The 25,343-nt window shown below is 60.0% G+C and carries 25 protein-coding genes; 14 read left to right on the top strand and 11 right to left on the bottom strand.

The features are described from left to right. Window positions 1–10: 10 nt before the first annotated feature. Together MCUTH_RS11795 and MCUTH_RS02790 are read right to left on the bottom strand one after the other, a co-directional pair. Window positions 11–166 (bottom strand): hypothetical protein, encoded by a 156-nt coding sequence (locus MCUTH_RS11795; RefSeq protein WP_169795890.1) that lies wholly within the window; start codon window positions 164–166, stop codon window positions 11–13. Continuing rightward, the gene (locus MCUTH_RS02790) at window positions 138–1,448 is read right to left on the bottom strand and encodes a condensation protein (RefSeq protein WP_224732745.1); all 1,311 of its coding nucleotides are present in this window, start codon (window positions 1,446–1,448) and stop codon (window positions 138–140) included. Before MCUTH_RS02790 ends, MCUTH_RS11795 begins: the two co-directional genes overlap by 29 nt. A gap of 136 nt (window positions 1,449–1,584) precedes the next feature. On the opposite strand from MCUTH_RS02790, the gene MCUTH_RS02795 reads away from it, so the two are divergent. Further along, window positions 1,585–2,535 (top strand): 4Fe-4S binding protein, encoded by a 951-nt coding sequence (locus MCUTH_RS02795; RefSeq protein WP_066955459.1) that lies wholly within the window; start codon window positions 1,585–1,587, stop codon window positions 2,533–2,535. Here the strand turns inward: MCUTH_RS02795 and MCUTH_RS02800 are convergent. Beyond that, entirely contained in the window at window positions 2,504–3,097 is a 594-nt protein-coding gene (locus MCUTH_RS02800) for a DNA-3-methyladenine glycosylase (RefSeq protein WP_066955207.1), read from the bottom strand. The two genes, MCUTH_RS02795 and MCUTH_RS02800, sit on opposite strands and share 32 nt — an antisense overlap. Window positions 3,098–3,431: 334 nt before the next feature. On the opposite strand from MCUTH_RS02800, the gene MCUTH_RS02805 reads away from it, so the two are divergent. Next, window positions 3,432–3,833: a cupin domain-containing protein gene (locus MCUTH_RS02805; protein WP_066955211.1), complete on the top strand. Its 402-nt coding sequence runs from the start codon at window positions 3,432–3,434 to the stop codon at window positions 3,831–3,833. Window positions 3,834–3,861: 28 nt separating this feature from the next. Here MCUTH_RS02805 and MCUTH_RS02810 read toward each other — a convergent pair whose 3' ends face one another. Both MCUTH_RS02810 and MCUTH_RS02815 read right to left on the bottom strand, forming a co-directional pair. Next, complete coding sequence (locus tag MCUTH_RS02810) at window positions 3,862–4,125, bottom strand: hypothetical protein (protein WP_066955214.1); 264 nt, start codon at window positions 4,123–4,125, stop codon at window positions 3,862–3,864. A gap of 66 nt (window positions 4,126–4,191) precedes the next feature. Continuing rightward, window positions 4,192–5,289 (bottom strand): AI-2E family transporter, encoded by a 1,098-nt coding sequence (locus MCUTH_RS02815; RefSeq protein ID WP_224732744.1) that lies wholly within the window; start codon window positions 5,287–5,289, stop codon window positions 4,192–4,194. Between the two features lie 166 nt (window positions 5,290–5,455). On the opposite strand from MCUTH_RS02815, the gene MCUTH_RS02820 reads away from it, so the two are divergent. Then, on the top strand, window positions 5,456–7,258 hold the full coding sequence (locus MCUTH_RS02820; RefSeq protein ID WP_150468687.1) for a potassium/proton antiporter: 1,803 nt from the start codon (window positions 5,456–5,458) through the stop codon (window positions 7,256–7,258). A 120-nt stretch (window positions 7,259–7,378) separates the two neighbouring features. Here the strand turns inward: MCUTH_RS02820 and MCUTH_RS02825 are convergent, their stop codons facing one another. Further along, window positions 7,379–10,330 (bottom strand): PAS domain S-box protein, encoded by a 2,952-nt coding sequence (locus MCUTH_RS02825; protein WP_066955220.1) that lies wholly within the window; start codon window positions 10,328–10,330, stop codon window positions 7,379–7,381. A 671-nt stretch (window positions 10,331–11,001) separates the two neighbouring features. Between MCUTH_RS02825 and MCUTH_RS02835 the strand changes: the two genes are divergently transcribed. Next, complete coding sequence (locus tag MCUTH_RS02835) at window positions 11,002–11,769, top strand: dienelactone hydrolase family protein (protein ID WP_066955226.1); 768 nt, start codon at window positions 11,002–11,004, stop codon at window positions 11,767–11,769. A gap of 135 nt (window positions 11,770–11,904) precedes the next feature. Here the strand turns inward: MCUTH_RS02835 and MCUTH_RS02840 are convergent, their stop codons facing one another. Next, complete coding sequence (locus tag MCUTH_RS02840) at window positions 11,905–12,681, bottom strand: DUF169 domain-containing protein (protein ID WP_066955236.1); 777 nt, start codon at window positions 12,679–12,681, stop codon at window positions 11,905–11,907. A 137-nt stretch (window positions 12,682–12,818) separates the two neighbouring features. Between MCUTH_RS02840 and MCUTH_RS02845 the strand changes: the two genes are divergently transcribed. From MCUTH_RS02845 to npdG, 10 genes are all read left to right on the top strand, one after another. Beyond that, a complete protein-coding gene (locus tag MCUTH_RS02845) occupies window positions 12,819–13,265 on the top strand; it encodes a transcriptional regulator (RefSeq protein WP_066955239.1) in 447 nt (148 codons plus the stop codon). After that, window positions 13,262–13,840 (top strand): DUF1673 family protein, encoded by a 579-nt coding sequence (locus MCUTH_RS02850; RefSeq protein ID WP_224732743.1) that lies wholly within the window; start codon window positions 13,262–13,264, stop codon window positions 13,838–13,840. Before MCUTH_RS02845 ends, MCUTH_RS02850 begins: the two co-directional genes overlap by 4 nt. Further along, window positions 13,837–14,562, top strand: a complete 726-nt coding sequence (locus MCUTH_RS02855) for a DUF1673 family protein (RefSeq protein WP_066955245.1) — start codon at window positions 13,837–13,839, stop codon at window positions 14,560–14,562. Before MCUTH_RS02850 ends, MCUTH_RS02855 begins: the two co-directional genes overlap by 4 nt. After that, the gene (locus MCUTH_RS02860) at window positions 14,562–15,305 is read left to right on the top strand and encodes a DUF1673 family protein (protein WP_066955248.1); all 744 of its coding nucleotides are present in this window, start codon (window positions 14,562–14,564) and stop codon (window positions 15,303–15,305) included. Before MCUTH_RS02855 ends, MCUTH_RS02860 begins: the two co-directional genes overlap by 1 nt. Window positions 15,306–15,398: 93 nt before the next feature. Next, a complete protein-coding gene (locus MCUTH_RS02865; protein WP_066955251.1) occupies window positions 15,399–16,208 on the top strand; it encodes an ABC transporter ATP-binding protein in 810 nt (269 codons plus the stop codon). Window positions 16,209–16,326: 118 nt separating this feature from the next. Then, window positions 16,327–17,343, top strand: a complete 1,017-nt coding sequence (locus MCUTH_RS02870; RefSeq protein WP_066955254.1) for a TIGR03557 family F420-dependent LLM class oxidoreductase — start codon at window positions 16,327–16,329, stop codon at window positions 17,341–17,343. Between the two features lie 109 nt (window positions 17,344–17,452). Then, on the top strand, window positions 17,453–18,583 hold the full coding sequence (locus MCUTH_RS02875) for a glycoside hydrolase family protein (RefSeq protein ID WP_066955462.1): 1,131 nt from the start codon (window positions 17,453–17,455) through the stop codon (window positions 18,581–18,583). Window positions 18,584–18,717: 134 nt separating this feature from the next. Further along, window positions 18,718–19,137, top strand: a complete 420-nt coding sequence (locus MCUTH_RS02880; protein WP_066955465.1) for a pyridoxamine 5-phosphate oxidase — start codon at window positions 18,718–18,720, stop codon at window positions 19,135–19,137. A 673-nt stretch (window positions 19,138–19,810) separates the two neighbouring features. Continuing rightward, complete coding sequence (locus MCUTH_RS12125) at window positions 19,811–20,026, top strand: zinc ribbon domain-containing protein (RefSeq protein WP_083524735.1); 216 nt, start codon at window positions 19,811–19,813, stop codon at window positions 20,024–20,026. Window positions 20,027–20,046: 20 nt separating this feature from the next. Further along, window positions 20,047–20,724, top strand: a complete 678-nt coding sequence (gene npdG / locus MCUTH_RS02885) for an NADPH-dependent F420 reductase (protein WP_066955257.1) — start codon at window positions 20,047–20,049, stop codon at window positions 20,722–20,724. Between the two features lie 134 nt (window positions 20,725–20,858). On the opposite strand, the gene pfkA is transcribed toward npdG, so the two are convergent. The 4 genes from pfkA to MCUTH_RS02905 all read right to left on the bottom strand — a co-directional run bounded on the left by pfkA (window position 20,859) and on the right by MCUTH_RS02905 (window position 25,341). Continuing rightward, on the bottom strand, window positions 20,859–21,830 hold the full coding sequence (gene pfkA, locus MCUTH_RS02890) for a 6-phosphofructokinase (protein WP_066955260.1): 972 nt from the start codon (window positions 21,828–21,830) through the stop codon (window positions 20,859–20,861). Further along, complete coding sequence (locus tag MCUTH_RS02895; RefSeq protein WP_066955263.1) at window positions 21,827–23,038, bottom strand: phosphoglycerate kinase; 1,212 nt, start codon at window positions 23,036–23,038, stop codon at window positions 21,827–21,829. Before MCUTH_RS02895 ends, pfkA begins: the two co-directional genes overlap by 4 nt. 216 nt (window positions 23,039–23,254) lie before the next feature. Beyond that, window positions 23,255–23,611, bottom strand: a complete 357-nt coding sequence (locus MCUTH_RS02900) for a PRC-barrel domain-containing protein (RefSeq protein WP_066955266.1) — start codon at window positions 23,609–23,611, stop codon at window positions 23,255–23,257. A 152-nt stretch (window positions 23,612–23,763) separates the two neighbouring features. Next, a complete protein-coding gene (locus MCUTH_RS02905) occupies window positions 23,764–25,341 on the bottom strand; it encodes an aldehyde dehydrogenase family protein (protein WP_066955270.1) in 1,578 nt (525 codons plus the stop codon). Window positions 25,342–25,343: the final 2 nt, after the last annotated feature.

Raw genomic sequence — 25,343 nt, forward strand, 5'->3', positions numbered from 1 at the left:
GGATCCGCTGCTACTGGACCCGGTCGAGCGAAATGCCGAGCGCATCCGCGACACCCTTCCCGTAGGCCGGATCGGCCTTTAAGCAGTTTTTGATGGGCGGATCTTGATGAGATGTGGTCTCTTGCAGGTTCTGCGGGTTAGGGGAGGTATCCGTCCACGTACTCAAGGAACCGCTCCACGACAGCCGTCGAGTAGGGTCCTTCCTCGTAGGCCGTCGTAAGCGTCAGATGATCGCGAAAGGTGGAGGCGATCATCAGAAACCCGTAGGGCCAGCAGACGCAGGGAAGATACTGGATGTCCCGGATCCCGAGATCTGCACCGTCCTTTCCGGGAATTGGGAAGTATTCATCGGGATCGAATATCCCGAGGTTCGAGAGGACCGGGTTTTTCAGGCCTGATTGCCAGTAGCGCTCGATCATCTCGTCAAAGAACGCGAGGACCGCCGGCATCCCGCCGGCCATGATCTCCTCGTAAAAGAGGATGGTGGCAACGCCGAGGCTCCCGGCCTTTTTTCGGGTCGTCGTTTCCGTAACCTGGTCGATGATATCCTCAAGCCTCTCTCCCTCTCCAAGAGAGAGGGTGAGTTCGTAGGCGACGGAGAGGTTCGTGAGCAGGGAGTCCTCGTAGAGGCCGGGATACCTCCTCCGGAGATCAGCCGAGGTGAGGATCGAGCGGGGCTCATTTCTGTCGGCGGGATCGCCCCGGATCTTCGCAAGCGCAAGGAAGAATGCACCGATCAGGACGTCGTTCACCGTGGCCCCGTGCTCCCTCCCGAACGCCTTTATGCTCCCAAGCCGCTCGGGGGCGAGCGTCCGGCGGGCGACCCTGGGCACCCCCCGCCCGGTGCGCTCGATCGGGAAGCGCCATCGGTCGACGAAACGCTCCTCCTCGCTAAGTGCCTGTTTTTGCTCCTCATCGGAGTAGAGATCAAGGATTCTTGCCGTGCTCCGCTCGTATGGATTGCGGGGAGCCGGCCGGAAGTCGGAGTCGTCCATGACGCCCCGGTAGGCCGCAAGGAGTTCCTGTGCAAGCGTAAGTGCGCCAGCGGCGTCGCAGAAGCCGTGGTGACAGGTGACGGCTAAAAGATCCCCTCCCGCTCTTCGGTAAAGAGTGACCCGCACCTGCGGCCCCGAACGGACATCGAGCGGTGGCGGTGGCACATGATGTGGCTGGTCTTCACACTCGCCGGACGGAACGAGGATGAACGCTCCATCCCAGAGCCCTTTCGGGATCTCCTCCCAGGCCGGCCGGTCGTTTACCTCCGCAAACTTCGACCGAAGGTACGGATCGGAGGCGATCAGCCTCATCGTCGCCGTCCTCATGGCTTCTTCGTCGACTTCGCCGTCGAGGCAGATGACGACATGCATCGTCGGGTCGTAGAGGCGCTCGAAGTAGATGTTGAAGACGTCGAACGCGGGTGCAGGGTATCGGGGCGGCAACGTGGACATCAGTCTATAACTCTCTTGTTTCAGGAATAACTGCTTTCCTGTCCATCGTAGTGCTCTTCTGGTTCCAGATGCCTGGAGCGGCAAACGTTTTTGGACATGGACCGGGTAGATGATCTTTCATAGAGAGGGATCCCGGATGAAGAGAAAGATCATTGAGATCGACGAGGAGAAGTGCACCGGGTGCGGTCTCTGCATACCCGACTGTCCGGAAGGAGCGCTCCAGATCATCGACGGGAAGGCAAGGCTCGTGAGCGATCTCTTCTGCGACGGGCTCGGCGCCTGCGTCGGGACGTGCCCGGAAGGCGCAATCTGCGTCGTTGAGCGGGAGGCCGGGCCGTATGATGAGAGGGCCGTGATGGCAAGGATCGTTCCGCAGGGGGAGGCCGTCATCAAGGCGCACCTGGAGCACCTCCTCGGCCACGGGGAGGAGGGGCTCTATCGGCAGGCGATCGAGTACTTAAACGAGAATAACATTCCCGTCCCCGAGCACAGGGTTGCGGAGACAGAACCTGCGGCGTGCCCTGGTACCGTGGCCCAAAGCCTCCTCGGCAAAGAGGCCGCGGAGACGGAACCTGCGGCATGTCCGGGTACAGTTGCCCGGAGCATCCTCGCGAAGGAGGCCACGGAGGCTGAGCGTGCCGCACGGATCGAGTCTGCCTTGCGGCAGTGGCCGATTCAGTTAACGCTCGTCAACCCTGCGGCCGGCTATTTCGACGATGCAGACCTCCTCGTCTCCGGCGACTGCGTCCCCTTTGCCTACCCGGAGTTCCACCGGGACTTCCTGCGGGGGAAGATCGTGCTCGTCTTCTGCCCGAAACTGGATGCGGACGTCGCCGGATACGTCACGAAGCTTGCCGAGATCTTCTCGCGGCACACGATCCGGTCTATCACCGTCATGCATATGGAGGTGCCCTGCTGCGGCGGGGTGCGCTACGTCGTGGACGAGGCCCTGAAACGTGCGGGCAAAGAGATCCCGGTCTCCGAGTATACCGTGACGCTCCAGGGCGAAGTGGTCGAAGGGAGCCGGGTCCGGCGCCGCGGGCCGGGTGGGGGACTCAACGCCGCGAGACATGCCGGTTCCCCTTGAGGTAGAACCGGAGAGGGAGGTCCGCCGCCTTTGTGATCCCGATCCGTGTCGTCTGAACAATCTCCCCGTCAATCCCCTCAGGCCGGCGGCCCGGCAGACTCTCGGGCGACCAGACCTGCAGGGGGCCGTCGATGAGTGAGGTCCCGTCGAGATCCATGGTGATCTTGAGCGCCTGCGTCAGTTTCCCGGGGCCGCTCGCGAGCGCGAGCGGGTCGTCGGTCCCCCGCCGCGCCTGCATGAGATCGATCCCGACTGCCGGTTCGAGCGCCCGGATGAGGACCGCCTCCCCTATCCCTTCCGGACCGGTCACGACATTGAAACAGGTGTGCAGGCCGTAAATCCGGTAGACGTAGGCATGACCCGGCGGGCCAAACATGGCGCGGTTCCTTTTCGTCTCTCCCCGATATGAATGGGCCGCCGGGTCGCCCTGGAGGTAGGCCTCGTCCTCGACGATCCAGCCCATCGTCGTTCCTGTCTCGTCCTGATGCACAAGCAGACATCCCAGCAGGTCTTTTGCAACAGTCACAGTGTCTCGATCGTAGAATTCGGGCGGAAGGATCATGGGGATCTCTAACTGTATCTCTCCTAAAAGTCTCCATTCGCCTGCCCATCAAAGTTCCGGGCGACGACAGAGGTGACCCGGCACAGAAGTCTCGTTATCCTGTAACCCACCTTCCCGGAGAAGCGATCCCACGGTGGCGATCTCAGCGTCACGCCTGTGGTCAAGGCGTGGTGACCGGACAATGCCGGTGTAAATGGACGTCGATGCCGTCAGGTACTTGCTTTGAGTGCCCCTTTCGGCTGTTTGGCTAATGCCATGCCCTGAAACGACCTAATGGTTAAATACTGGTGCCTCCATATTCTGGATTTGTAACCGACTACTGGGAGGTTGTGTGATGAAGAAAGGCTTTATGATTGATATTGAGACCGAGACGGTAAAGAATACTGACTTCCGCAGAGTTCTCTACACGAGCAACTTCAGCCAGCTCGTGCTGATGAGCCTCAAGCCCGGCGAAGAGATCGGCGAGGAGGTTCACGACGACGTCGACCAGTTCTTCCGGTTCGAAGAAGGAGAAGGCGTCGTCATCATCAACGATATAGAGTACCCTGTCAAGGACGGCAGCGCTGTGATCGTGCCGAACGGTGCGAAGCACAACGTGGTGAACACCTCAAAGACTGCCGCCCTCAAGCTCTACACAATCTACTCGCCGCCGGAGCACCGGGATAAGGTCGTGCACAAGACCCGCGACGATGCCATGGCTGATGAAGAGCACTTCGACGGAAAGACGACCGAATAAATTCTCTAAACCAATTATCTTTTTTCGATTAATCCCGCTCAATCTCGCCTCCCGCTTCCCGGATTGTTGCCTCGATGTGCTCCAGCAGACCTGTGTCGTGGAGGGCAAAGTCCAACATTGAGAATCCTGCCACGAGAGGAATGGGCTTAAAGATTGCAAGCGGCGCTTTCCCGTCCTTTTTGGGGCTCTCTCCCGGGGTGATGACGGCGGTCGTTCCGTCTTCCCAGACGGCGAGGTTACCGTAACCCTGCGCGTCCCAGAGTTTCTGGACAATCTTTCGAGTATGCAACATTCATGTTCCCCGGGGGAGGGATGTGCAAAAAAGGTATCAACCTTCCGGCGCGCCGGGGCCGTCCTCTCATCTCGCCGGGGGCGCCTCCGTCCTCCGGATCACGGTCGAATCCTCGCCTTTTCCCGTAAAGAGGTGATCGACGCCGAGAATCGTGTTAATCCATGCCAAATCATCGCTGAACTGGACGACCATCAGGACGATGAGCGTGAGCGGAACGGCAAAGATCATCCCGGCGACGCCGAGAGCCCATCCCCAGAAGATGACCGAGAGGATGACCACAAGGGCAGGGATATCAAAGCGTCTGGCTGCGAAATGCGCAAAGATCGGGTTCTCTACCAGTGCGTTCAGGACCGCGACGACCGTAATCACCACGATCGCGCCCCAGACCCCGAACTGCAGCCAGGCAAAGAAGATTGCCGGGATTGCCGCGACGATCAGGCCGATGTAGGGGATATACGAGAGTAGAAACGTCAGGACTCCCCAGAGGAGGGCTGCATGCACCCCCATAACCCAGAGGACGGCGCCAAAGAGGAGACCATGGACGAGGTTGGCTTCGGTCCTGACGATGACGAAATCGATCAGGAATCTGCTCATGCGGGAGAACGCCTCGACGGTCTTTGGCTGGTCCGTAACTCTCCGTATGCGTTCAGGCATCCGTGGTGCCTCAAGGAGCATGAAGATCGTCGTGACCGCTATGAAGAAGAGATAGAGGAGGAGATCTGCAAGGCTTATGGCGGAAGAGGAGAGGAACCCGGCAAAGGCCTGCAGGTCTATTGAGGATGGGGTGAACGAACCTGTACTGATCCCGTACCTCTCTAAGAGGGCGAGGATCTCTGATAGTCTGGCGGTCAATTCCTGCTGGTAAAGGGGGAGGGCCGAGATCAGGTTTTCGAACGAGAAGAAGACGAGGTAACAGATGAAAAGGATCAGAAGAGTGGCAAAGACAGTGACCGCACCAACTGCAGCGACCTCAGGAATCCCCCTTGACCGAAGCGCTTTTGTCGCAGGATAGGCGATCATGGCGAGGATCACCGATACAACCATGATTGTGACAAGATAGGAGATCTGCCGAATCCCGAGGATCAGGAATACCACTGCCGTCAGCAGGAATATCGTGAGCAGAGATCGGGGAAGAACTGGAGCGTCTGCCATTGTGGGTTTCATCTGATAAACTGTCTTTTCATCAACCATATCAATCCCGCGAATCACACCGGCACAAGATCCAATGAACTATCCTGGTAATCCCTGGTTTATTCAGGGAATATTCGCCTCAAGCAAATTTAACCAAGGGACAGTTTTAAGGCACATTAATCACGAACCGTAGTCTTAAATGGTGCTCACCCTTGAAATCATATTTATTGGCATAGCAGTGCTTTTTTTAATTAGTATCATCGCAAATAAGTTTTCGGAGCGGCTCGGGGTCCCCGCACTCCTTATCTTCCTTGTCGTCGGGATGCTCGCGGGTTCGGAAGGACCGGGCGGCATCCCGTTTGACGACCCCACGCTTGCGCAACTCATCGGGATTGTAGCACTTGTATACATTCTCTTCTCAGGCGGTCTCGACACCCGGTGGGAGGAGATCCAGCCCGTGCTCTGGCCGGGGATCGCTCTTTCGACGGTCGGCGTCATCCTGACTGCAGTCCTGCTCGGCGCATTTGCCGTCCTGGTCCTTGGGTTCCCCCCGCTTGTAGGCTTCCTCCTCGGCGCGGTCGTCTCGTCGACCGATGCAGCGGCGGTCTTCTCGGTCCTCAGAACCGCCAGGGCCCGCCTGAAAGGAAACCTCCGGCCGTTCCTTGAGTTAGAGTCGGGGAGCAACGACCCCATGGCGGTTCTGCTCACGACGGGGATCATCGGTCTGATCCTTGCCCCGGGTTCGTCGATCTTCGATCTCGTCCCGACGTTCGCACAGCAGATGGCGGTCGGCGGTCTCATGGGTTACGGGCTGGGGCGGTTCACGGTCTGGTTCATCAACCGTATCAAACTGGAGACCGAGGGGCTGTACCCGGTGCTCACCCTCGCGATGGTGCTGCTGATCTATGGGCTGACCTCCGTCATCGGCGGAAATGGGTTCATTGCGGTCTACCTTGCCGGCCTTATCATTGGTAACAGTGTCATCGTTCACAAAAAGAGCCTGATCCGGTTCTACGACGGGATCGCGTGGCTGATGCAGATCGTGATGTTCCTTGCGCTAGGTCTTCTTGTCTTCCCATCGCAGCTTGTATCAGCGTTCGTTCCCGGCCTTCTCGCTGCCGTCTTCCTGATCCTGGTTGCACGACCGGTTGCCGTCATGCTCACGCTTATTCCCTGGAAGATGCCGATGAACGAGAAGGTTCTGGTCTCCTGGGTGGGACTGCGGGGCGCTGTCCCGATCATCCTCGCAACCTATCCTCTCGTCGCAGGGGTGCCGAACGCGGATGCGATCTTTAATATAGTCTTTTTCATCGTCATCTTCTCGGCGCTCGTGCACGGAACCTCGATCCCCTCAGTCGCCCGGTGGCTCGGTCTCTCCGCCCCGCTCGCAGAGACGGGCAAACTCTCTCGTGAGTTCGATGTGGACCCCGACACCTCAAGCGAGCTGGTCGAACTGGTCATCCCCCCCGACGCATCTGCGGTGGGTAAGCAGGTCGTCGACCTCGGGCTGCCGAAGGGCACCCTTATCATCCTGATGCAGAAAGGAGACGAGCGCTTCGTCCCGGTCGGCAGCACAGTCATTGGAGCCAACGATACGCTCCTCATCCTGACGACGGATGAGATGGTGGAGTCCGTCCGCGCCTGTCTCCTCACCTGCAAAGAACCGCGCAGTGTTTCCAGCTCGCCGTCTCTCGCTGAGAGTTTCTCCTGTACAGCGGTAATCGAGAAGGACCCCGACCGTGCCGAGCCGGATCAGCCGGTTGTCTTCAGGGGCCTGGCTACGGTCTCCGGGGACTGCACCGCAACCGTCTCGGAGATGGCCTGGGACTTCGGCGACGGGACGACAGACAAGGGCGAGACCGTCAGCCACGCCTACGCCGCGGCGGGAACCTACACGATCACGCTGGTTGTCACTCTCAGCGACAATACCGCCTGCCGGGCAACGACGGATATCACAGTCTACTCTGCCGAAGCGTCCGAGGGAGAGGAACAGGGTAGATAGCACCACGTCTTTTTTTGGATCACGGCCCGGCGACCGTAATCCAGGTCGTCTCTTCTCCAAAATTCTCGGCGTGAGCCTCGTTGCGGCTCAAAATGGGCAAAGGGTGGTGCACTGTTCTGTTTACGGAGTTGGATCCTGATTTGCCAGTTTGAGCGTGAACCGGAAAGCCGCTCCTTCATCCGGGCGTCCAGGCACGCGATCCTCGATCCAGATCCGTCCCCCGTAGCGCTCGATGAGTCTTCTGCAGATGTAGAGTCCAAGCCCCTCACCCTTCTTCCGTGCATTGCCCCGTTCGAACCGGTGAAAGAGTTTCTCCTTCACGTCGTCGGGCACACCGGGTCCATTGTCTTCAACTGAGACCAGCACCTCGCTCTCTCGCTCCTCGGCCCGGATGGTGATCTCTACATCCGGTCCGCCAAACTTAACGCTGTTGCCGATGAGGTTTGTGAATATCGTCGGCAGGAGATTGTCTGCCAGCACCATGAGCCCCGGAACATCCTGCCGTATTGATGCACCACGGAAGTTTCTGATCTCCTCATTCACGATCGCGTTGAGATTTACCGGCACAAACCTCGGCAGTTCTGTATGTATTCGTCGGATTGCCGCCACGTTTATAAGGATCTCAGTGCTTCGAGCGATGCTGTCGCGGAGTTTCTGGGCGTAGATCCTCTCGGTGCCATCAAGCAGATCGAGCATGAGATCGGCGTAGAGGCTCGCGACGTTGTTTGAGTTTCGGATGTCGTGCGTCATTATGTCAAGATAGAGGTTTGCCTCGCGATGCGCCTTCTCCAGACTGGCGATCTGCCTGTTTCGCTCTTCTTCGCTCCGTTTTTGATCGGTGACGTCGCGTGCGTTCACAATGAACCCCAGATCGCTCTTCCCCCGGGAGATGCTGGCACCCGTAACGTCGAGGAAGATCCACTGTCCAGCAGAATCGCGGATTCTGACCTCGAAATGAAGTCTTGCCACGTGCTGTGCTGTTGCGATCCTCATTGCATCCACTACCGTCGAGACATCATCGGGATGTATCAGGTCGAGTATGTCCCTGCCGATGAGTCTCTCGGGATCGTAGCCCCCGATCCGCTTCATTGAGGGGTTCGCATAGGTGATCTGCCCTTTCGCATCGAGGAGCAGGATGATGTCCGACGTATTCTCGATGAGTGACCGGAAGTGCATCTCGCTCTCCAGCAGGGCGCGGTTGAGTCGGACCAGTTCATTCCTTTTCTGCTGGAGCTGCTCGGTGGTGCGCTGCAGTTCTTCATTCTGAGTCTCCATCTCTTTGGCGAACTGTTGCAATCGCTCCAGAAGATTCTGCTTCTGCGCTTCCGCCCGCTTCAGTTCCGTGATCTCTGTTCCGACAATGATGGCGCCGGTGACCTCTCCCCGTGCATCTCGCATGGGCGTCTTTATGGAGTAGAAGACCCGATCGCCAACCGTCTCCTCGAAGGTCTCGGTGTTCCCGGTCATTATCACGTGCTGGATGTTGGTTGTGATGGATCCGCCGACCTCCGGACCGAGGAGTTCTATCAGCGTTCTGCCGAGCACTTCGCTGGTCGGTCTACCGATAATCTTGAGCATGGCGGGGTTGCACATGACAAAACGGCCCTCGCGGTCGGTAACGTAGATGGGTGCCGGTGTGTTTTCGGTGATGGCGTTGAGGATGGCGTTGGCCTTTGCGAGTTCGTCCGTACGCTCGATCACTCGCTGCTCAAGCGTCTCATTTAACCTCCTCAATGCCTCCTCGGCCCGCTTGCGTTTGGTGATATCGATACCCACCTGCAGGATACGTGGCGAGCCGTCTGTGTCGGTGAAGGGGAAGTCGAATATATCGTAATCATGACCGTCCGGACCGGTCGTCTCCCAGCGATGGGGCGCACCCGTCTTCATCACGCTGAAGGCTTCGCAGTTCTCGCAGGGCTTGGTGCGTCCAAAGAGATAATCGAAGCAGCGCCGGCCATCGGCCTCACCAAACCGTTTCCTAAAGAAGCGATTGGAAAAGGATACGTGATAGTCGGAAGATAACAGTATCACGTACACAGGCAGCGTCTCCAGAACGTCGTAGAGGCGTTTTCGCTCCATCTTCGCTGCCTCCTCCGCCCGGATACGCTCAGTTATCTCGGTTTGTAGGGCCGTATTCATCTCCTGGAGCCTCAGCGTGCGTTCCATGACGCGTACCTCCAGTTCGTCGTGCGCTCTCTGTAACGTTTCTTCGGCCAACTTGCGTTCGGTAATATCCTGGCCCTGAGCGATCACCGAGGAGACTGCCATTTGGTCATCCCCATACACGGCTGCCGAATTCCAGAGAAGTATCCTGATTTCACCGTCTTTTGTGATTATGGGGATCTCGACGGATTCCCATCGCTTCCCGGTCGTCGCCCGTCGAATATGATCCATCAACTCGTCCCGCTGTCCCTCGGGAAAGAGGATTGCCGGGGATTGACCGATGACGTCGTTTGCGGCATAGCCTGTCAGGCGTTCAAAGGCGTTGTTGAACCTGGTGATCTTGAGATCTGCGTCCCAGACGATGATGGGAGCGTTCGCGTAGGTGATCAGATTCTCCAGGTACTGAGTCATCTCGCGCAGTGAGCGTTCGCTCTCCCTCAGTTCGTCCAGGTTCTGCCTCAACTTTCCTTGCGTCTCCGCCAGGTCCTTGTAGGCATTGCTGAGTTCTCTATTCTTGCGGACCAATTCCTGTTCAGTACGGATGCGTTCCTGCGCGTAACGTATCGATCGTGCAAGCGACAGACTCGTCAACTGGTCTTTTGCAAGATAATCCTGCGCCCCCATCTGATGTGCCGCAAAGTAGGTCTCTTCATCGTTGCGTTCGGAGAGGACCACGATGGGGGTGCCAGGTGCGTGCCTTCGCACGGCCCTGACCGTATCGATGCCCTGGCTGTCCGGGAGGTCCAGATCGAGGAGGATGAGATCGAGTTCTTCTTTCTGCAGGATGGATAGCCCGGACGAGAGGTCCTGCGCGGACCTGATCTCGCTATCGGGCAACTGTGGGCTGGCGAGCAACTGGTGTATCGTCTTTAGATCAGCCGGATTATACACAATTACCAGGATCTTCATGCTGGAGCCCCACTTAGGGACAATAGGGTTCTGGCCGAGAGTCCGCTCTCCTCGACTGAGTGCGTCGCTGTTGCAGACCTCGCGTGTTGTAGCGACGCTAGGGTGCAATCGGTTGCGAGGGATTGGTCCAGTATTCGCGCGTTCCGAAAAGCAGCCTTGATCTCCCAAGGGATTTTGCACTCCTCCCTTTCCGGGTGCTTTAGGTCGAGAGATGTGACCTCAAGCGACGCGAGATCCATGGATTTTGTTTCGATGCTCCGATAGAACGCGAAACCTGCCTGGGTCTGAGTGCGGAACGCTCGTCGTCCTTCCCGCAGAAAACGCCGTTCGGGTCTGCTGCAATAAAGCAGTTGGTGAACGCCCGGCTGTAGCCTCAACGTCGATCATTGGTGTATCACCTGGGGCTTTGTTGATGTTCGCCGTATACGCCGCAAAGAACTCTTCCATCATTCTCCAGCGCGCACCAGGCTCCATACCCTTCTTGGGCGAGTGCAACTCTTAATATTTTTTTATTTCTTCCGCTCCATCCGACTTCTCTATTCTCCTGGTCGTTAATCGTGTCAGGGTCATCAGAGACAGCTCTATTGATCCCCGTAGATCACCTCCAGGTCGGACAGAATCGTTATATGTGGTGAGTTGGATGGGGGTGCACCCATGGTGGGAGGAGACTCATGAGAAACGCCATCCTGCTTGTAGTGATTGTATCCCTGCTCTTCCTTGCCGGCTTCGCCGGTGCCAGCGATGTGGGCACAGCAGGGATGCAGAACGGAACGACGGTAAACATCCAGAGCGGCGGCCAGAGTTATCCGGCCTACATCACGACACCCGGGGACGGCGGGCCGTACCCGGCCGTGGTGCTGATCCACTCCTTCAACGGGCTTGAGCCCGGTTACCAGGTTATGGCCGACCGGCTTGCTACGGAAGGGTTTGTCGTCATCGCCCCCGAGTGGCAGACCTTCGCACAGACGCCGGAGGATGCCGTGATGGAGGGGTTGATCCGGGATACGGTCGCGTATCTTGAGACCCGGCCGGAGGTCAACTCAAGCAGCATCGGGCTTACGGGGTTCTGCGCGGGCGGACGCTACACGATGCTCTTCCTGCCGCTGATCGAGGAGTTCAGTGCGGGTGTCGCCTGGTACGGCTTCCCCTACTCCGGAGGGCAGGCGAACGGAACTCCTCCGGCGGAGTTCATCGAGAACATCACCGACCCGATGCTGATCATCCACGGCACTGCGGATGAGGCGAGCCCCGTGGGCGATATCTATCGGTATGCAACCGATCTCGATGCGGCCGGGAAGTACTTCGAGCTCAAGGTCTACCAAGGCGAGCCGCATGGGTTCATGATCGGGGGGGACGGGCAACTGGTGGAGACGCCCGTTGCGGAGAGCGCCTATCTGGAGATGGTGGGGTTCTTTAAGCAACGACTCTCAGGCACGTAAGTGCCTGAGAGGAGTTCGAGAAAAATGCTCTGCATTTTTCGAGTGGCGCCTGGCGGGTGCGTGAGCACCGGCTGGCGTTGGAGGAAAATGCGCAAGCATTTCCGCTCGGACTCTTGGCTGATCCCCACTATCCGGTCATTTTTCAGATGAATAGAGCCTGTTGCTCCGTTCGATCTTTTTCAGCACTTTTCCCCACGACTCCGTGATGAGGAAACTCTCCTCCATGAAGCCGACCACCTTCTCAAACTTCTTCATGGGAAAAGCCATCGTCAGGACGTCTGTCGGGACGCAAGGCCGTGCCGAGGGGTCGAACATCCCGAGGACCGCCCGCGGGTTCTCGCTCTGCTGCTCAAGCCACGGGAAGTAAAAGATAGAACTGCACCCGGCGCCAAAGGGGCAGAAGACGCCGTTCGGGTCGGCCCGGTCGAAGTTTGCAAGCGTGAAGAGACCGGAGAGCACCTCGGGCCGCGCGAAGAATACGACGGCGTCCGGGTTGTCGGCGTCCGTGAGGTTATCCCAGCGCTTGAAGACGATGCTCTTCCCCGCCGTCGGGACCCGGACGGTCCCCTTGTCGAGTTCGTCGACGATCTCCGGCGTCTGCTTGTAGCGCTCCCCCTCGATCTCGCCGGGTTTTCCGTAGGAGAGGAAGTAGCGAAAGCCAGGGAACCGCTCGGCGTCGTAGCCGAGGTAGAACCTCCCGCCGCGGCACCCGATAGACTCTTCAGAGAAGACGAGGTTTTTGCCGTTTCGCACCCTTGCAAGGTCGCAGACGAAGCACCTCCAGCCCTTCGGGGTGGGGGCCTTCTCCACCCCGTCGGTCGGACCACCGACCTCGAAGGCGATCGGGAGTTCCGTCCCCGGGAAGTATTTTTCGTGGAGCTTAATGTAGGTGTCACGCAATGCAGTGTCCATACGGGTCACTTCCGGGGGAACGGCAATGAATGTTCTGATCCGCCTCCCGGGATGGTGCGTGTGCGGCCGGCGGCAGCCCGGAGGTCTACCCGGAACGAATCAAAACGTTAATATTGTCAACCTCTGAATGTTGACGCATGCCACTCCCCTTAAACGACCGGCAGTTCGCGTTCTGGAGGCTTCGCCGGAGCGGTCTTCCCAACATCCAGATCGCGGACCGCTTCAAGATATCCCGCCAGGCGGTCTCGAAGGCGCTGCTTGCCATGGACCGGAAGGTCGAGGAGACGCTTATCGATATGGCGCGGGCAAACCGGATCGAGGTCGAGCGCCTGAACGCGGAACTTGGTGTCCTCTTCGGGCGCTCTGTCCCGTTTGACACTGCGGCCGTCGTCTTTGTCTCGGCAGACCACGGGGTGCAGGTCTGGTACGAGCACGAGGGCGACTGCGGCACATGCTCTCAGTATGCCCGGTGCATCGAGCTCCTCTGGGGATACGCGGACGAACTGGGGATTACGCTTGAAAAGACCGACGATCCGACCAGGCTGGCCGACGAACTCTTTGCAAAACTCCGGGAGATGGTATGATGCCCCTCCTGGAGACGATCCGGGCCTACCTGGGCTGGTGCCCCCTGCAGGCGTCGATGCGGACGGATCTCGCAATCCGGCCGGCAGCGACCGCAGCGGCGGGCGGGAAGGACTGGGCCCCGGGACTGAAACCCGGGTGGCGGCACCGCTACCACAACCAGATTCTCGTCGCGGCGCTCTTTATTTTTGTCGAGGATGCTTTCGGGTACCCTGCCGTATGGACGGGCCTCGCCATTGGGGTGGGAGCGGCCCTCGGTTTCCTGCTCAGTTACCGGAAGCAGTATGCACGGGTTGCCGCCGGCGAGTTCGTCAGGGACAACATGACCCGGAGACAGCGCATCGTCCGGTCTCTGAGTCTGCCGGTGGCCTCCGTTCTCCTCGCCGCCGTTATGGCGTATTTTGTTCTGGGCGGGATGTTCGACCGGATTCTCGGGCTCATGCTGGGCATGTGTCTCATCTGCTGGACCTGGTACGGCCTCACGACCCTCTGGGAGCGCCGGCACAAGGCGATCATGATCGCGGAGTGGGGGTCGGTGTATACCGTGGATACGGCAACAGAGGGTGAACGCGTATGATGAAGTTCTCCGAGACGATACGGAGATGGATGGGCTGGTGCCCGAACGCAGCAATGGTCGGCACCGGCAGGCGATATGCCGCGCCGGAGGGCGAGGTCGGTATGGCGACAGGAGGCGGCCGGGAGGTGGTGGAGGGTGCACTGGTGGACTACGGCCCAATCGGCACCCCGGGGAGGCTCTTCCTGCTGCTTGCCGGCGCCTCTCTCATCGGGATCCTCCTTGTTACGGCTCCGGCAGCCCTCGTTACGGTTCCGACATTCATTATCCCTCCTGCAGGGAGGCTGTTCCTGCCGGCGATCGTTCTGGGCTACGCCGCCCTGGAGTTATACGGGGCCATACGAAGAGCCTGCATCGAGGTCGCTCGCGACGCCGTCGTCATCCAGCGGCCGCTCTTTTCGCCTATCGTCATTCCAAAGGATGCCATCGTGAAGGCGGAGGTGAAGGAGAACCGACCTCCCCTCTCACCCCGGCTTCTCACGGCAGCGTTCACGGCGCTTTTCATATCGGCGGCCGGCAGTATATACGCTGGATTTTCAGATCCATCTTCCATGCGGTTCATCTTCGGGCTTGCCGCCGCGATCTTCTTTCCGGTGCTCTTCTACCGCACCTACGTGCGGACCCGCTACCTGCAGGTCCTGGTGATAACGACCACGAAGAAGAGGATTGCTGTGATCTACACGGACGATCCCAAACGGATAGCCCGAGTGCTGGAGGTTTCCTGATGACGGTCTTTCTGGAGTATATCCGAAAGAAGCTCGGCTGGTGCCCGAACGCGGCAGCTGCCGGCACCGGTCGGCGGCGGTACGCCGCGCCGGACGGCGTGGTCGGGCTCGGGACGGCGGCAGACGGCAGTCGGGAGGTGGTGGAGGACGTGTTCGTGGAGTATACCAGTCCTCGCTTCTTTGTGCTGATGCCGTTTGCCGTCCTCGTTTTCCTCCTCCTCTTCGTGATATCCGTCCTGATCCCCTCCCTGTGGCCGGGGCTCATCTTTACCTTCATGGCTGTTTCCCTTCTGGCATGGACTGCATGGCGCATCTACTTCGATTCCTATCGAGCCGTGATAAAATTCTCCGGGAACTCCGTCATCGTCCGGAGACCGCGTTCCCGGCCCCTCGTCTTTGGAAAGGACACGGTAAGGTCGGTCGAGGTTAAGCGCCCCTACCTCTCCATACCCCGCTGGTTGTCCGCACTGCTCCTGGTACTCATGACTGCAGCGATATTCTTTGCCGGCGTAGGGAACTGGTTGATGTGCTATTTCGGCGACCAGGCCTTCAACCCCTATTTCGGCTTTCAGATTCTCCTGGCGGTCAGCTGGCTGGTGTTCATGCTGGAGTTGCTCTATCGTGCCCTGGTCAGTCTGCGGTATCCCGGCCACGTCAGGGTGAGGCTCGAGCCCGCCGGGTTCCTCAACATCTACGCGGACGACCCGGAGAGGGTTGCCGCGCTGCTCGACAGCCCGCGGTGACGGAGCATACCTTTTGAGGTGAACCGTCCAACATATGGAGCGACATCCGATGAAACTCCTGTACCCCAATCTCCACCCGACGGAGCAGCCGGCATGACCGATAACACTCACTCCTCTCCCCCGCCGCTCATCGAGTTCAAAAACGTCAGCGTCGTCCGGGACGGCCACAGACTCCTCGACCGGGTTTCGCTCACGATCCGCGAGGGTGAGCATATCGCCATCCTCGGCCCGAACGGCGCCGGGAAATCGTCGCTCATCCGGGCGATCACCCGCGAGTACTACCCATCCTCGCCGGGCCCGGATACCGTCTTCCGGTTCCGGGGGCGGGACCGGTGGGACGCCTTTGACCTTCGGTCCCACCTCGGGCTCGTCTCCGGAGACCTCCAGCAGACCTTCACCCGCCGGATATCTGGCCGCGAAGTCGTCCTCTCGGGGTTCTTCTCAAGCATCGGGCTCTTTTTCTCCCACAATGTCACCCCCGCGATGGAGCGAAAGGCCGATGAGATCCTCGAGTTCCTCGAGGTCGCGCACCTCGCCGACCGCCCTATGACCGAGATCTCCACAGGCGAGGCCCGCCGGCTCCTGATCGGGAGAGCGCTCGTCCACGACCCCGGCACGCTCGTCCTCGACGAGCCCACGAACAGCCTCGACCTCCACGCGCTCCACACGCTCCGAAAGACCCTCCGAAAGATTGCACAATCGGGGACCGGGATCATCCTCGTGACCCACAACCTCCACGACATTATCCCCGAGATCTCCCGGGTCGTCCTGATGCGGGACGGCGCCGTCCGGAAAGACGGCCCGAAGGCCGAAGTCCTGACCAGTGAAGCCATCGGCGCCCTCTTCCGCGTCCCGGTCCGCGTCCGCGAGGAGGACGGCTACTACTATGCGACGGGCTACTGAACGGCCCCTCAACCTTGCTTTTTCCGATCGGCATAACACTTAAGTCCGGTGACGATCTCTCCCGCCGCTCATACCCCTGCCGCGGAGGTGCCGGGGGACCTGAGAGGGGAGAGATGAAATGGTCGAGATAGGCTACAAACTTTTCACCGAGGCGCACAGCGCGCCCGAACTGGTCAAGAACGCAAGACTCGCCGAAGACGCCGGGTTCTCGTTTGTGAGCATCAGCGACCACTACCTCCCGTGGATCTCAAACCACGGGCATGCGGGGTTTGCCTGGTGTATCCTCGGCGCGGTCTCGCAGGCCACCTCGCGGGTCAGGGTCGCCACCGGCGTGACCTGTCCGTTGGTGCGCTACCACCCGGCGATCGTCGCACAGGCCGCCGCAACCGCCGCCACGATGATGCCGGGAAGGTTCGAGCTCGGGCTCGGGACGGGGGAGAACTTAAACGAACATGTCACCGGGGGCATCTTTCCTATATCCGAGCAGTTGCGCCTGGATATGCTTCGAGAAGCAGTGAAGATCATCAGGACGCTCTGGAAGGGAGAGATGCAGGACTACTACGGCATCTACTACACCGTCGATAACGCGCGGATCTACGAACTGCCGCAAGAGCTTCCAGAGATCCGCATCTCGGCGGAAGGCCCGATGGCAGCTGAGGTGGCCGGCGAGATCGGGGACGCGCTCATCCACTTCGAGCAAAAGCCAGAGGAGGTGATCGAGACGTTCCGTGCATCGGGCGGCGAAGGAAAATCATGCATGATCGAGACCGTGGTCTGCTACGGCAGGAGTGAGGAGGAGGCGAAGCGCACGGCGTACGAGTGGTTCCCCGTCGCTGCAAACAAGGGTGAACTGAACTGGGTCGTCCCCACCCCGACGCATTTTGAGCAGATGCAGCAGATGGTGACGCCTGAGGATGTCGCAAAGACTGTCCTCTGCGGGCCAGACCCGGAGAAGATCATAGAGAAGGTGGGCAAATTTGTCGATATGGGTTACGACAGCGTCCTGATCCACCAGGTCGGCCCCGAGCAGGAGGCGTTCATCAATCTTGCGCACGACGTCATCCTGCCCGAGTTCGGGATCAGGCCCCCGCGGCCAGAGGCCACAGGGAGGATGGTCCCCGGTCCGGCGAGGTGAGGGGAGGACGCCAGATACCTCTTTTTTTGGCTCCATAGAGCCTCTTTCGTGCGAGACCGGAGCGTCGACCTATACATTTATGAAGCCGGTGCCGCATCCCGTTCCCGGGATGACAGAGGATGCCAGTACCACAGCCGCCCGCGACCTCATGGCGGAGTTCGCCGACCTGACCGGGCTTGACCCGCCCCGAGCCCACCCGCGCCGCTATCTCTGGACGGATGCCTATGCGGTCTGCAACTACCTCGAACTCTTCCGCCGGACGGGTGACGAAGACTATCGCGACCTCGCCCTCCGCCTCGTCGACCAGGTGCACCACACCCTCGGCCGGCATCGCGACGACGATTCGCGGACCGGCTGGATCAGCGGTCTATCCGAGGAGGAGGGGGAGGCTCACCCGACCCGGGGAGGTCTTCGGATTGGAAAACCGCTCCCCGAGCGGAGGCTGGATGAACCGTTCGATGAGCAACTCGAGTGGGAGCGGGACGGGCAGTACTACCACTACCTCACCAAGTGGATGCACGCGCTCAACCGGACAAGCAGGGTGACCGGGGATCCGGTCTATCTTTCGTGGGCGGTGGACCTCGCAAAGGCCGCCCACGCCGCGTTCACATACACCCCTTCCTCCGGCGGCAAAAGGATGTACTGGAAGATGAGTATCGACCTCTCCCGGCCGCTCGTACCTTCAATGGGCCTGCACGACCCCCTCGATGGGTTCGTCACCTACAGCGAACTCCAGGCGGCCGCCGGGGGGACCGAACTTGCGACCGAGATCGCCGATATGGCCCGTCTCTGCCGGGCAGGGGTCCCTGCCATCGACGACCCGCTCGGGATCGGCGGGCTTCTGTTTGACTCCGTAAGGATCGTCCAGATCGCAAGCCAGAACGTATCTGCATACGAAGAACTGCTCGCGTCCATCCTCGACGCAGCCCTCGTGGGCCTTGCACGATTTGCCGGGAGCGGGACGCTCCGCAATCCTCCCGAATACCGCCTGGCCTTCCGTGAACTCGGGCTCTCGATCGGTCTACGGGGGATGGAGGTCATCGTCGAGCGGGTCCGGAAGAACCCGGCCCTCGCCCGGCGAGCGGAGGGTCTTGTACGGTATGTGCCGCTCGCCGCTGCGATCGAGCGCTTCTGGATGGATCCGAACAACCAGAAGGCCGGCACCTGGACCGGAAATCGGGAGATCAATATGGTGATGCTTGCTACCAGCCTCGCTCCCGGGGAGTTCCTGACTGTTTGAGGAGAATCTCGAACGGTCTCAGAACCGGTCAGGAGTCGCGGGGCGGTGAGGAGGTATCCTCTGCAGGTGTCTTCTCCCACCCATACGTTTTTTAAGCAGAGATGATGAGGCTGGATTCAAACTGGGGAATGATCATGCCAGCCAGGTTAATTGATTACTTCAACAAGCAGCCAAGGATCGGTCTGCTCAGCACCGCGAATAAGGAGGGGAAGGTCGATGCAGCTGTCTTTGGCTCGCCGATGATGACTGATGAAAAGACTGTTGTCATGGGGCTTGGGCAGAATCGCACGTTCGCGTATCTGCAGGAGAATCCAAACGCCGTCTACACGATTGTGGAGGCGGGAGAGACGATAATGGACTGGAAAGGGCTCCGGGTCTATCTGAAGATGAAGGACTACGCGACATCGGGGGAGACGCTGGAGACCTATCGAAGACAGATCGCACAGGTTGCGGGTGAAGATGCGGCAGCGATGATCCACGCTACGGTGACGTTTGAGGTCACCGAAGTGCGCCCCCTCATCGATATGGGCCAGGGCTGGGAGAAGTCTATCTGATCGTGAATGTTCGTGAGCGGGTTCTCCCGCTCTGCTCTCAATAATCCTGGATATCCATCGCATCAAGACAGAGAGGTCTCCTGGATGTCTTCCATCGGGTCTTCATACGTGGAACAAGGCTGAGGACCATAGGGCAACAACATACTAGGCTGTTCGTGAGTGCTACACCCTCGGCCACCTCATATTGATCGAGAGGAACGAGTTTTCTGTCTCCACGTTTCGACGGACCATCCAGACGTAGAGCCGTTACTGGTGACCAAGTAGGATTGGGCCGGGGCATCGTTGATGTCGCGGTCTGCTCCGATAACACATTTTCCACCTCCAGGCGCCTCAAAAATGCGCGAGCACAGTACGCGCACCTTCGTACGGCGTTGAAGTCAAAAGGCACCCGGTCGGCAAAGTGGAAACTTCGCACGATCTCTCGCCGGGAAAGATGGTTTGCGACCGATACCCGGCATTGAATCTCGGAGCAACTTGTCACTTTGGATTACACGATCTTCGCTCTGGATGATTTGAGCAAGATTCGGTTTGGAAGCGACGCAGCAGGTCGTTCAACTGGAAATTGAACTCCTGGGCACTCTCCAAACTCGAACAATTTATCCGGTATAAAGCCAAGACTCTTGGTAAGAGCGTTGTTCCTGTCGATGCCCTATAGACTTCGTAGAAGTGCTCCGTGTGCGGACATACCTCTAAAGGAGGTCGGGATGGTTCGTCGTTCCGATACCGGAGATGTGGGTTTCAACTCCACGCTGATCTCAATGCTGCTCGTAACAATCGCTCAAGCCGGCATATCCGGTTTGAGTGGGCTGCCCGTCAACCAGCCGAATGTAGCGCGTCTCTGACACGGTTACAAGCCCCGGCCAACAGGCGCAGGGTTGTTGACAACTGATTGATCAAGGTGAATGTTACATGACTACAATTGGAGTGATCGGTGGAACGGGGGGTCAGGGGTTCGGAATCGCCCTCCGGTTTGCACAGGTGGGAGAGAACGTCATCATCGGATCCCGGACGATTGACAAAGCCTTGGCCGCCGTGGAGAAGGCAAAGGAACTCCTTGGCGATATCCCGAACATCCAGGCCGCGACAAACCCCGAAGCGGCGAAAGCCGCCGACGTCCTGGTCCTCACGGTGCCGCTCGCGGCCCAGAGGGATATCCTGCTCTCGATCAAGGAGGGTGCAGCCGGGAAACCGCTTCTGGACGCTACGGGGCCGCTGGAGTCCTGCATCGGCGGGTCGGCGACGAGGTACATCGACCTCCCGGAGGGCTCGGCCGCGGAGCGGTCCCAGTCGATCCTGCCGGATGCGAAGGTGATCTGCGCCTTCAACACCATCTCCCAGAGTTGGTGGCTGCAGCTCGACGAGCCGATCGACTGCGACTGCCTCATTTCCGGCAACGACGAGGATGCCAAGGCGTTCGTGACGCCGCTCATCGAGAAGATCCCGGGCATAAAAGTCGTCGACTGCGGCAAACTTGAGCGGGCCCGGATCATCGAGAAGATCACCCCGCTTCTGATTGGCTTGAACATCAAGAATAAGTGCCAGTTCGGCGGCATCCGGATCACCGGCCTCGACAAAGGCCGAGCCTAGAGAATGGAGTAACCGTCATTGGGAATACTTGATGGAAAAGTCGTAATTGCGACCGGAGCGAGCTCCGGGATGGGTGCGGCTCGCTCGAAACAACTCTGTCTCTTTTTGATCACACTCACCCGGTGAGCTCCTGTCTACTCCGAGAGAAACGGGAATATCCGCCATAAGTCCTCATCGAGCGGCTTCTTCCTCTGCCAGGTCTCCTCAAGCGGTGTGTATGCAAGGTCTCCCCCGATCTCTCCCACCATGCACCCGCTCCGCCCCTCGAGCAGCGCCTCGACGGCGGCGACACCGAGGAGACTCCCGAGCACCCGGTCACGCAGCGTCGGCGGCCCGCCCCGCTGGAGGTGACCGAGGACAACGACCCGGGTATCGAAGTTGAGGCGCTCACCGATCTGGCGGGCAATCTCAAAGGAGATCCCCGGGGTCTTTCCCTCCGCCACCACGACGATCGCGCTCTTCTTCCCGATAGTAAACCCTCTGCGTATGCGCTCGCTTATCCGGTCGATCGAGACCTCTTCCTCGGGGATGACGAGTTCTTCGGCACCTCCGGCGATACCGCTCTCGAGCGCCAAAAACCCCGCCGTGCGCCCCATCACCTCGATGAAGAAGATGCGCTCATGGGACCGGGCCGTGTCGCGGATGCGGTCTATCGCCTCGACCGCGCAGTTTGCGGCGGTATCGAACCCGATACAGTAGTCGGTTCCGTAAATGTCGTTATCGATGCTCCCCGGCACACCGATGAGTGCTGCCGGGTCCGTCTCGGCCGCAAGCAGGCTTGCACCGTGAAACGTCCCCTCCCCTCCGATCAGGATGATGCCGTCGAGACCCATCTTCTCGATGGACGCTGCCGCTTTAAGCCGCCCGTCCTTTGTGTAAAACTCGCTGTTCCGCGAGGTCTCAAGGATTGTGCCGCCCAGATGAATGGTATTTCTGATCGCCGTCCGGTCGAGCGGCACTGCGTCGCCGTCGATGAGCCCGGTATATCCCCGGCGTATCCCGAAGACCGAGAGGTTGTGTGCGAGCGCTGTGCGCACCGCCGCCCGTATACAGGCGTTCATACCCGGAGCGTCACCGCCGCTGGTGAGAATCCCGATCCGCTTCATGCCTCCTCCAGATCATCGAGCGCTTCCACACCCGGGAGCGGTTTTCCTGCAAGCATCACGAGCGCTGCCCCGCCGCCCGTCGAGACATGAGTCATCTCGTCGGCAAGCCCAAACCGCCTTACGGCATCCGCAGTCGAGCCGCCGCCGACGACTGTGGTGCCGTTGAGGTTGGCAAGGGCCGCAGCAACCCGGCGTGTCCCCTCGGCAAATGCCGGGATCTCATAGACGCCCATCGGCCCGTTCCAGATGACGGATCGCATGCCTGCAAGTTCACGGCAGAACTCGTCGGCGGTCTTGGGCCCGATATCGGCGACTGCCCAGCCATCCGGGATTGCATCGGCGGAGACGACCTGAAATGGGGTGCCTGCTTCCAGCCGCTCTGCAACAACGACGTCCCGGGGCAGAAGGAGGCGGACGCCGCGCTCCGCTGCCTTCGCCTCAAGGAATCTTGCGGCATCCAGGCAGTCGGTCTCGACGTAGGACGCACCGGTCCCGTACCCCCTTCCTGCAAGGAATGTCGTCGCCATGCCTCCCCCGATGAGGAGGAGGTTCACCCGGGAGATGATATTCTCTAGGACCTCCAGTTTCTCGCTCACCTTGGCCCCGCCGATCACGGCAGCAGACGGCCGCTCAGGATCTTTGAGGATCCGCGCAAACGTGTTCACCTCCCTCTCGAGCAGGAGCCCCGCCACGGCGGGGAGGTATTTTGGGACGCCCACGATCGATGCATGGGCCCTGTGTGAGGCTCCGAAAGCGTCGTTGACGTAGATATCCGCAAGCCCGGCGAGATTCTGTGCGAATGAAGCGTCATCCGCCTTCTCCTCCGGATGGAACCGGAGGTTCTCGAGAATGATGATATCCCCGCCGCTCATCCCGGCGACCGTGCTCTCGACCTCCGGCCCGATGCAGTCCTGGAGCGCCATGACCGGCCGACCGAGAAGCAGGGAGAGCCTGTTTGCGACGAGGGCAAGACGCAGCCGTTCAACGACCACACCCTGCGGCCGGTCCAGGTGGGAGCATATGATGACCCGTGCGTCCCGTTCGCAGAGGTAGCGTATCGTGGGCAGACTGGCTCTGATCCTGGTGTCATCGGCGATGGTGCCGTCTTCATCGAGCGGCACGTTGAGATCGGCACGAAGAAGCACCCGTTTACCTCTGACGTCGATATCCCGGATAGTCTTCTTTCTCCCAGGAATCACGTTCTGCATACTGGTACCCCCGGGTCAGCAGGAAGCTGTGCCGGGACTTGATGGGTCATATGAGCGGCACTCCCCTCCGTCTGGCTCCTCTTCGCTCTTCCCAAAAATTGCTGTGCATGCGTTCGCCGCTGCAAGATCGGGCGGCGTATCAGACGAGACTGCCTCGTTGGCCGGCCCCGGGTCTAGCGTGCGCCGACCAGACCCGGGACCGTTCTCTCCGGTCGTTCACCGCTCCCAGTAGGGTGTGTAGCCGTAGTGGCTGTACACGCCGGTGAGCCACTCGCGGTCGGCGGTCGTCGGCCAGTTATCTTTGTCAAACCCGGGTGCGTTCTCCAGTCTCTCCTTTGAGATGTCTAAAACGAACGACTCATCTGCGGCGTTGTATCTAAGGGCCTCCCAGGGGATGGCAAAGAGCTTGTCGCCCAACCCCATGAAGCCCCCAAACGAGAGTGCGGCGTAGGCGATGCAACCCGCCGAGGTATCGATCATGATATCCTTGATGCTCCCTAGGTCTTCGCCCTGCGGGTTCCTGACCCGGGCATCCTCAATATCACTCGCCCGTATGATGTTTCGCCTCTCCATCTCTGCTACAGTTCCTCTCATGCGTATCACGTCTCCAGTATCTGTGGGACAGAATGCCCCACGGCAAGAGGGTCAATACCGGCCGTACCATATTTAATTTTTGTGACAATATGTTTGATACTGGATAAAATTTGGTGGGGGGTCTTTTGAGGTCAATACCGCTCCGTCACCAGGGTCTGCGCCTGCTCGCGGACGAACGAGAGGAGGTAGTAGGGCCCCCCTGCCCCCCTGCCCGTCGAGCCGCTCGCCTTCCAGCCGCCGAACGGCTGTGCCCCCGGCCAGGCCCCGGTCGTCGCCCCCCCGCGTCGGTTGGCGTAGACGACCCCGGACTGGATGTGGTCGAAGAAGTAGCGGATCTCCGCCGGGTCTTCTGAGAATATCCCGGCCGTCAGGCCGTAGTCGGTTGCGTTTGCGAGGCGGAGTCCCTCCTCCAGGCTCTCGAAGGTCCCAAGGAGGAGGATCGGAACGAAGAGCTCATCCCCAAAGAGCCGGTGGTTGTGGGGAAGACCGGTGATGACCGTGGGCAGGACGTAGGCACCCAGGCCGTAGAGCCCGCCTTCAAGCACCTCCCCGCCGGCAACCAGCCTCCCGCCGTCCCGGATCGCCTCCTCGATCGCCCTCTGGAACGTTAAGCGTGCATCATCATCGATCAGGGGGCCGTACGTGACCTCCCGCCGCCGGGGATCCCCGACCTCAATCCGGTTCACCCGGTCGCGTAGCGCCTCGATGAACCGCTCGGCCACCGATGACTGGACGTAGACCCGGGACGTGGCGCTGCACTTCTGCCCCCCAAATCCGTAGGCGGCCCGGACGACACCTTCGACGGCTTTCTCAATATCCGCGCTCGCGGTGACGATGACCGGATTCTTGCTCCCGAGTTCCGCAACGACCGGCTTGTGGTACGGCTGCTCTGCGGTGCTCTCTCTAAGCAGCCACTCACCGACGGCCCGCGACCCCGTGAACGCGATCCCGGCGACGTCCGGGTGGGCGACCACGACCTCGCCGAAGGGGCCGCCGGGGCCGGTCACCAGGTTGATTGCACCGGGAGCGACCCCTGCCTCCACAAAGAGCCTATAGAGAATCACCCCGGAGAGCGGCGTCTTGCTCGTCGGTTTGAAGACGACCGTGTTCCCGGTCAAGAGCGCGCCCGTGATCATCCCGGCAGCCAGGGCTATCGGGAAGTTGAACGGGGAGATGACCGCCCAGGCGCCGTACGGGCGCATGACGCTCCGGCACTCCTCCCCGGGCGCCGGGGAGTGCATGGAAGAGACGTAGCCGTTGCTCTGCTCGTAGATGCTGCAGTAATACCGGAGCATATCGACCGCCTCGCCGACTTCGGCCAGGGCCTCGTAACGGGTCTTTCCCGCCTCGTAGGTGATGAGGGCCGCAAGCCAAAAGCGCCGGTCCTCGATCAGCCCGGCCGCCCGCCTGATGATCGCGACCCGATCCTGCCAGTCCCTTCCGCTCCAGTCGGGAAAGGCCTCGTTTGCCGCGGCGATCGCCTCCCGCGCGGCCTCCTCTCCCCCCTCCTGAAAGGTCCCGAGCAGGATGCCCGGGTCGATCGGGGAGCGCGCCTCAAACTCCCTTCGGGCGGTGACCTCCCTCCCGCCGATGTAGATCGGGTGGCGTTCCCCGAACTCCCGCTCGACCTCGATCAGCGCGGCCTCGTACTCGCCGTGAATCCTCTCGTCCGACTCGAGCGATACGTAGGTAAATTTGGATTCCAGCATAC

This window comes from Methanoculleus thermophilus (assembly GCF_001571405.1).
In the GTDB taxonomy this organism is placed as follows: Archaea; Halobacteriota; Methanomicrobia; order Methanomicrobiales; family Methanoculleaceae; genus Methanoculleus; species Methanoculleus thermophilus.

What these genes read in the sequence shown, in the direction of transcription:
- MCUTH_RS02820 (WP_150468687.1), top strand. Translation starts at nt 5,456, where the DNA reads ATGGTGCTCACCCTTGAAATCATATTTATTGGCATAGCAGTGCTTTTT.
- MCUTH_RS02815 (WP_224732744.1), bottom strand. Translation starts at nt 5,289, where the DNA reads ATGAAACCCACAATGGCAGACGCTCCAGTTCTTCCCCGATCTCTGCTC.
- MCUTH_RS02850 (WP_224732743.1), top strand. Translation starts at nt 13,262, where the DNA reads ATGATGCCCCTCCTGGAGACGATCCGGGCCTACCTGGGCTGGTGCCCC.
- MCUTH_RS02900 (WP_066955266.1), bottom strand. Translation starts at nt 23,611, where the DNA reads ATGGAGAGGCGAAACATCATACGGGCGAGTGATATTGAGGATGCCCGG.
- MCUTH_RS02835 (WP_066955226.1), top strand. Translation starts at nt 11,002, where the DNA reads ATGAGAAACGCCATCCTGCTTGTAGTGATTGTATCCCTGCTCTTCCTT.
- MCUTH_RS02805 (WP_066955211.1), top strand. Translation starts at nt 3,432, where the DNA reads ATGAAGAAAGGCTTTATGATTGATATTGAGACCGAGACGGTAAAGAAT.
- MCUTH_RS02795 (WP_066955459.1), top strand. Translation starts at nt 1,585, where the DNA reads ATGAAGAGAAAGATCATTGAGATCGACGAGGAGAAGTGCACCGGGTGC.
- MCUTH_RS02865 (WP_066955251.1), top strand. Translation starts at nt 15,399, where the DNA reads ATGACCGATAACACTCACTCCTCTCCCCCGCCGCTCATCGAGTTCAAA.
- MCUTH_RS02895 (WP_066955263.1), bottom strand. Translation starts at nt 23,038, where the DNA reads ATGCAGAACGTGATTCCTGGGAGAAAGAAGACTATCCGGGATATCGAC.
- MCUTH_RS02860 (WP_066955248.1), top strand. Translation starts at nt 14,562, where the DNA reads ATGACGGTCTTTCTGGAGTATATCCGAAAGAAGCTCGGCTGGTGCCCG.
- MCUTH_RS02825 (WP_066955220.1), bottom strand. Translation starts at nt 10,330, where the DNA reads ATGAAGATCCTGGTAATTGTGTATAATCCGGCTGATCTAAAGACGATA.
- MCUTH_RS02905 (WP_066955270.1), bottom strand. Translation starts at nt 25,341, where the DNA reads ATGCTGGAATCCAAATTTACCTACGTATCGCTCGAGTCGGACGAGAGG.
- npdG (WP_066955257.1), top strand. Translation starts at nt 20,047, where the DNA reads ATGACTACAATTGGAGTGATCGGTGGAACGGGGGGTCAGGGGTTCGGA.
- MCUTH_RS02875 (WP_066955462.1), top strand. Translation starts at nt 17,453, where the DNA reads ATGACAGAGGATGCCAGTACCACAGCCGCCCGCGACCTCATGGCGGAG.
- MCUTH_RS02810 (WP_066955214.1), bottom strand. Translation starts at nt 4,125, where the DNA reads ATGTTGCATACTCGAAAGATTGTCCAGAAACTCTGGGACGCGCAGGGT.
- MCUTH_RS02870 (WP_066955254.1), top strand. Translation starts at nt 16,327, where the DNA reads ATGGTCGAGATAGGCTACAAACTTTTCACCGAGGCGCACAGCGCGCCC.
- MCUTH_RS02880 (WP_066955465.1), top strand. Translation starts at nt 18,718, where the DNA reads ATGCCAGCCAGGTTAATTGATTACTTCAACAAGCAGCCAAGGATCGGT.
- pfkA (WP_066955260.1), bottom strand. Translation starts at nt 21,830, where the DNA reads ATGAAGCGGATCGGGATTCTCACCAGCGGCGGTGACGCTCCGGGTATG.
- MCUTH_RS02845 (WP_066955239.1), top strand. Translation starts at nt 12,819, where the DNA reads ATGCCACTCCCCTTAAACGACCGGCAGTTCGCGTTCTGGAGGCTTCGC.
- MCUTH_RS02855 (WP_066955245.1), top strand. Translation starts at nt 13,837, where the DNA reads ATGATGAAGTTCTCCGAGACGATACGGAGATGGATGGGCTGGTGCCCG.
- MCUTH_RS02790 (WP_224732745.1), bottom strand. Translation starts at nt 1,448, where the DNA reads ATGTCCACGTTGCCGCCCCGATACCCTGCACCCGCGTTCGACGTCTTC.
- MCUTH_RS02840 (WP_066955236.1), bottom strand. Translation starts at nt 12,681, where the DNA reads ATGGACACTGCATTGCGTGACACCTACATTAAGCTCCACGAAAAATAC.
- MCUTH_RS02800 (WP_066955207.1), bottom strand. Translation starts at nt 3,097, where the DNA reads ATGATCCTTCCGCCCGAATTCTACGATCGAGACACTGTGACTGTTGCA.